Source organism: Bradyrhizobium sp. (assembly GCF_019242285.1).
Lineage (GTDB): Bacteria > Pseudomonadota > Alphaproteobacteria > Rhizobiales > Xanthobacteraceae > Bradyrhizobium.
This window is the reverse complement of record NZ_JAFAVV010000694.1, coordinates 1-3,073: the sequence shown is the minus strand read 5'-3', so window position 1 is coordinate 3,073 and position 3,073 is coordinate 1. Positions and strand designations below refer to the sequence as shown.

3 protein-coding genes and 1 pseudogene are annotated in these 3,073 nt (G+C 68.1%); 2 read left to right on the top strand and 2 right to left on the bottom strand.

Annotation, left to right across the window (positions count from 1 at the left end):
• Together JOY90_RS27995 and JOY90_RS27990 are read right to left on the bottom strand one after the other, a co-directional pair.
• Nucleotides 1-212 (bottom strand): GntR family transcriptional regulator (locus tag JOY90_RS27995; protein WP_291694338.1); only part of this gene is annotated, 212 nt, incomplete at its 3' end.
• 7 nt (nt 213-219) lie between these two features.
• The gene (locus tag JOY90_RS27990) at nt 220-615 is read right to left on the bottom strand and encodes a carboxymuconolactone decarboxylase family protein (protein ID WP_291694337.1); all 396 of its coding nucleotides are present in this window, start codon (nt 613-615) and stop codon (nt 220-222) included.
• Nucleotides 616-716: 101 nt separating this feature from the next.
• On the opposite strand from JOY90_RS27990, the gene JOY90_RS27985 reads away from it, so the two are divergent.
• Both JOY90_RS27985 and JOY90_RS27980 read left to right on the top strand, forming a co-directional pair.
• Nucleotides 717-1,685: a Gfo/Idh/MocA family oxidoreductase gene (locus tag JOY90_RS27985; protein WP_291694336.1), complete on the top strand. Its 969-nt coding sequence runs from the start codon at nt 717-719 to the stop codon at nt 1,683-1,685.
• Between the two features lie 35 nt (nt 1,686-1,720).
• Nucleotides 1,721-3,073 (top strand): annotated as a pseudogene (locus tag JOY90_RS27980) (FAD-dependent oxidoreductase); the annotation flags it as partial.

The window sequence follows — 3,073 nt, the reverse complement described above, 5'->3', positions numbered from 1 at the left end:
GCCTCGCGCACGGTGTGACGGCTGGCGTCGAAGCGCCGGCAAAGCTCGATCTCGGTCGGCAGCGCGCTGCCGACCGGATAGCGGCCGCGGGCGATGTCGGCCAGCAGCTGCTCGGCGATCGCCCGGTAGCGCGGAACGGCGCGCTTGCTGGCGCCGCGCCGGCTCGCCGGCTCTCTCTCCGTCGCACGCGTGTTTCGGGTCAGACCTGCCATCGCCAGCCTACTCGGCGTCGGGCGCGACGCCCGCCGCCTTGAACACTTCTAGCGCGGCGTGATGGGCATCGAGGGCGGCTGGAATGCCGCAGTACAGCGCCACCTGCAGCAGGACCTCGCGGATCTCGGTCGGCGTGCAGCCGTTGGCCAGTGCGCCGCGCAGATGGACGCCAAGCTCGTTGCGCCGGTTGCTCGCCGCCATCATGCCGATCATCACCAGGCTGCGCGCGCGGCCGTCGAGTCCGGGCCGGCTCCAGACATCGCCATAGGCATAGCCGTTGATGATCTGCTGCAGCGGCGCGCCGAACGCCCCGAGCGCGCCCATGCGCTCGGCGACCGCCGCCTCGCCGAACATCTTCTGGCGCAGCCGCAGGCCGCGCTCGTACAGATCCTTGCTGTCCATTCGCCTCGACGTCTCGCGACCCCAGATCTTGCCCACGCTATTTTGTTCGGACAATATCGTCAAGTTGTCCGAACATAAGGTGATAAGGTACTGGGGCGGGCATGATCGAAGCGGCAATCATCGGCCTCGGATGGTGGGGCAAGAACATCGTCAACGCCGTCCAGGGCAAGAGCGAGCGATTGCGCTTCGTGCGCGGCGTGGCCCTCGACTGCAACCGCCTGCACGACTTCGCCGCGACCCACGCGCTGATCCTCTCCAGCGACATCCGCGACGCCTTGGCCGACCCCAAGGTCCGGCTCGTGGTAATCGCCACGCCGCACTCGCTGCATCCTGCCCAGGTGATCGCAGCCGCCCAAGCCGGCAAGGCGGTGTTCTGCGAGAAGCCGCTGGCGCTCATCCGCGCCGACGCCGAGCGCATGGTGGAAGCCTGCCGCCGTGCCGGCGTGCCGCTGGGGCTGGGTGCCAACAAGCGGCTGTGGCCGTCGATGCGCGAGCTGGCGAGCGTGGTCAAATCGGACCAGCTGGGCGAGATCCTCCACATCGAAGGCCACTACAGCAACGAGAACTCGCGCAGCCTGTTCGCCGGCTGGCGCGCCCTGCCTTCGGAAGCGCCCGGCGGGCCGATGACCGGTGCGGCCCTGCATGTCCTCGACGCCTTCGTCCACCTGATGGGCCCGGTGCGCCGGGTGCAGACGCAGCTGGTGTCGCGCCGTCCGATGCCGGATCCGCTCGACGCTTTGTCGGTGCTGCTCGAGTTCGCCAACGGGGCCAGCGGCCTTTTAGGCTCGATGCGCGCCACGCCGTTCTACTGGCGGGTGCACGTGTTCGGCACCGCAGGCTCGGCCGAGGCGCTGGGCGAGACCGAGCTCGTCCTGCGCGGTGCCGGCGGACCGTTGCGCCGGCTCACCTATCCGCCGGTCGATTCGCTGCGCGCCGAGCTCGACGCCTTCGCCGAGGCGGTCGAAGACAAGACCGCTCCAGCCATTCCGCTCGAGCAGATGCTCGACACCGTCGGCGCCTTCGAGGCGATCGTGAAGTCCCTGGAGGCATCGCAGCGCCAGCCGATGTAGCATCCTAGATCCCTCAGGAACTGGAGCCCGGCCGCATGAAGTCCCCCGTCCAGGTCGCCGTGATCGGCGGCGGAGTCGTCGGTGCGAGCGTGCTCTATCACCTCGCCAAGGCGGGCTGGACCGACGCCGTGCTGATCGAGCGCAGCGAGCTCACCTCGGGCTCGACCTGGCACGCCGCGGGCGGCATGCACACCATCAACGGCGATCCCAACGTCGCCAAGCTGCAGCAGTACACGATCGATCTCTACAAGGAGATCGAGGCGGCCTCCGGCCAGTCGTGCGGCCTGCATCTCACCGGCGGCCTGATGCTGGCCGGCACGCCCGAGCGCTGGGACTGGCTGAAGATGGTCAACGCGCGCGGGCGCTATCTCGGCATGAAGCTCGAGATGGTGTCGGTCGACGAGGCGGCCCGGCTGTTCCCGCTGATGGACAAGCGGCATTTCGTCGGCGCGCTGTACGATCCCATCGAGGGCCATGTCGACCCGTGGGGCGTGACGATGGCGTATGCCAAGGCGGCCCAGCTCAAGGGCGCGGCGATCGAACGCTACAACCGGGTGGTCGACCTCGTCGCGCGTTCTTACGGCGGTTAGGACGTGGTCACCGAGAAGGGCACCGTGCAGGCCGAGCACGTGGTCAATGCCGGCGGCCTGTGGGCGCGCGAGGTCGGCCGCATGGTCGGCCTCGAGCTGCCGATCCTCGCCATGGAGCACCAGTACATCATCTCCGAGGAGATCCCCGAGGTCGCCGCCTCGACCTTCGAGATGCTGCACATCGTCGACTTCGAGGGCGAGATCTACATGCGCCAGGAAGGCAAGGGCATGCTGATGGGCACCTACGAGCGCCGCGGCCAGCCCTGGTCGGAGCGCCAGACGCCGTGGGACTTCGGCCACGAGCTTCTGGCCGACGACCTCGAGCGCATCGCGCCCAGCCTCGAGGTCGGCTTCCGCCATTTCCCGGCGATCGAGAAGGCCGGCATCAAGAAGGTGATCAATGGTCCCTTCACCTTCGCGCCCGACGGAAATCCGCTGATCGGCCCGGTGCGCGGCCTGAAGAACTTCTGGGTGGCGTGCGGCGTCATGGCGGGTTTTAGCCAGGCGGGCGGCGTCGGCCTGGCGCTCGCCAACTGGATGGTCGACGGCGACCCCGGTTTCGACATCTGGGCGATGGACGTGGCGCGCTTCGGCGACTGGGCGACACTTGCCTACACCAACGCCAAGGTGCGCGAGAACTATTCCAGGCGCTTTCGTATCCGCTTCCCGAACGAAGAGCTGCCGGCGGCGCGGCCATTGCGCACCACCCCGATCTACGACCGGCTGAAGAGCGAGAACGCGGTGTTCGGCGAATATTGCTCGCTCGAAAATCCGCTCTGGTTCGCCCCGAAAGGTACG

Coding starts and splice junctions, on each gene's coding strand:
- JOY90_RS27985 (WP_291694336.1), top strand. CDS start 717: ATGATCGAAGCGGCAATCATCGGCCTCGGATGGTGGGGCAAGAACATC.
- JOY90_RS27990 (WP_291694337.1), bottom strand. CDS start 615: ATGGACAGCAAGGATCTGTACGAGCGCGGCCTGCGGCTGCGCCAGAAG.